The organism is Marinobacter azerbaijanicus (genome assembly GCF_030250645.1).
Taxonomy (GTDB): domain Bacteria; phylum Pseudomonadota; class Gammaproteobacteria; order Pseudomonadales; family Oleiphilaceae; genus Marinobacter; species Marinobacter azerbaijanicus.
On the sequence record NZ_JASSVS010000057.1, the window covers coordinates 1 to 1,816 of the forward strand.

General features: G+C 54.8%; 3 protein-coding genes. All 3 read right to left on the reverse strand.

Features of this window, described 5'->3' with window-relative positions; all coding sequences use genetic code 11:
* On the reverse strand, positions 1-473 hold a 473-nt coding region (locus QPM17_RS23535; RefSeq protein ID WP_285394172.1), incomplete at its 3' end, for an N-acetylneuraminate synthase family protein.
* Positions 470-1,000, reverse strand: coding sequence for a UDP-4-amino-4,6-dideoxy-N-acetyl-beta-L-altrosamine N-acetyltransferase (pseH, locus tag QPM17_RS23540; protein ID WP_285394173.1), 531 nt, complete (start codon positions 998-1,000; stop codon positions 470-472). The genes pseH and QPM17_RS23535, both read right to left, overlap by 4 nt.
* Positions 993-1,816: UDP-2,4-diacetamido-2,4,6-trideoxy-beta-L-altropyranose hydrolase (pseG, locus tag QPM17_RS23545; protein ID WP_285394175.1), on the reverse strand; the 824-nt coding region annotated here is incomplete at its 5' end. The genes pseH and pseG, both read right to left, overlap by 8 nt.

The window sequence follows — 1,816 nt, forward strand, 5'->3', positions numbered from 1 at the left end:
GTCGAGATGATCATCGGTTTGCCTGTCTTGGCAACATACTCGATCAGTGGCAGGTCCACAGCTTCGAAGGAAGCAATTTTGTAGGCGGGAGCACCCAGGCTTTCAAGCAGGTCGACAGCTGTGCTATCAAAGGGTGAACTGAAGATGGTGATGCCAATCTCACGTGCACGTGCAAAAAGCGGTTTATGCCATTCCCAAGGCATATGGGCTTCTTCATAGAGCTCGTACAATGTCCGGCCGTCCCACAAACCACCTTTTATTTTAAAATCTTCGCTGTCACAGTCGAGGGTTATCGTATCGGGGCGGTAGGTTTGCAGCTTTACCGCATCTGCCCCTGCTTTCTTGGCTTCTTCGATGATGCGCAACGCGGTCTCGAGCTTGCCGTTATGGTTGGCAGACACTTCAGCGATGACGTATGGAGGCTGATCTGCAGCAATTCTGCGCCCGTCAATTTCAATAAACGGTAAGGTCATGATATTTTCGCTCCTTCCCTTGCTGTTCTGTCACTGGCGAGCAGGCCGAATCCGATGACATCGTGAAACGCATTGCCGTCGAAGTGATGATCACGTAGCGTGGCTTCTCGTGTGAACCCTAGGCGTTCGTGGAATCGCACAGAACGCGTATTGAAGGCCAACGCCTCACCGCATAGTTTGTGCAAGCCCAACGTCTCGAATGCATATGCCAATGTGGCATGCCCAAGGCGCTGGCCGCTGCCAGGCAGTGAGTCGGGTGCCAAATAAAAACCCCACTCGGCTCGTCTCGCCGGTACATTAACGATTGAAATATTTGCAAAGCCCATCGGAATGCCTTGCCGAAGGTAGAGCAGCAGATGCCGATTCGGATCTTGCTGTGTTCTTTCGAACCAGGCTCGGTGTTCCGCCGCTCCGATTTCGTGCTGCGTGTACATGTAGCGACGAACGTCTGGATGGTTACGCCATTCGCGCACGACTTCTAGCTCCGCTTTCAGAAGTGGACGAAGCTGATCCTCTTCCTCAACCATGGGGCACTTCCTTCTGATGACTTTCTGTTGTCATCAGTTTGACCAACCGAGTTGACCCATTGCCGTCAACGAGACGAGAAGCAATATGACTCATCTGAGCTAATGTCTTTGGGCGAACGTGCTTTTCCCAGATATCGGGTAAGCGATTCACTGAGTCAGGTTTGCCCACGTTATAAGCCGCACCAGCCTGGTGAAGTGCCTTGGCGATGCCTTTCTGGTTCTCTGCCAGCTCCATCATTAAGGTTGGTACACCGAGGCAGCAGCGCTCCCATGAGGTACTCCCCGCCGCGCCGATGGCAAGATCCGCCTGGCTCATACGCTCGGCCATGTCCGTCACGTTGACCACAACGTCACAATGCCAAGGCAGCTCGCCGGCCTTGGCCCTGACAGAATCCAACCAGGGGGCCGAAGCCCCCATGATGACAGTAACGAGGCAGTCGGCAGGCAGGCCGCAGGACTTGAGCGCCTCCAGCACTGCTCCTGTAGCATTGTTCTTGTCGATGCCTCCCAGACTGATCAGCAACCGCTTCGGCTCAAACGGCTCACGTCGTCGATTCAGGCTCGCCTCACGCAGCTCGGCGAATTCAGGGCGCAGCAGCGCATAGCGCGGTCCAATCAAGCAGCGGCAGCGCGCGGCAATCAGCTTCCCGTAGTCCTTTTCAGCTCGTCCTAGGTTCTGATCCAATAGTATGTCCGCTTTATGCGCTCTATCCGCCAGATCATCAATGGCTAGTAGACGAGTGTCTTGCGGCAGCACAACCCGTTCCCAACAGGCATCCAGCGCATAATGGTCCACTATTAGCCAGTCGGGGGCCA

Excerpts from the sequence above, each read along its gene's own strand:
- pseH (WP_285394173.1), bottom strand. The coding sequence starts at position 1,000 with ATGGTTGAGGAAGAGGATCAGCTTCGTCCACTTCTGAAAGCGGAGCTA.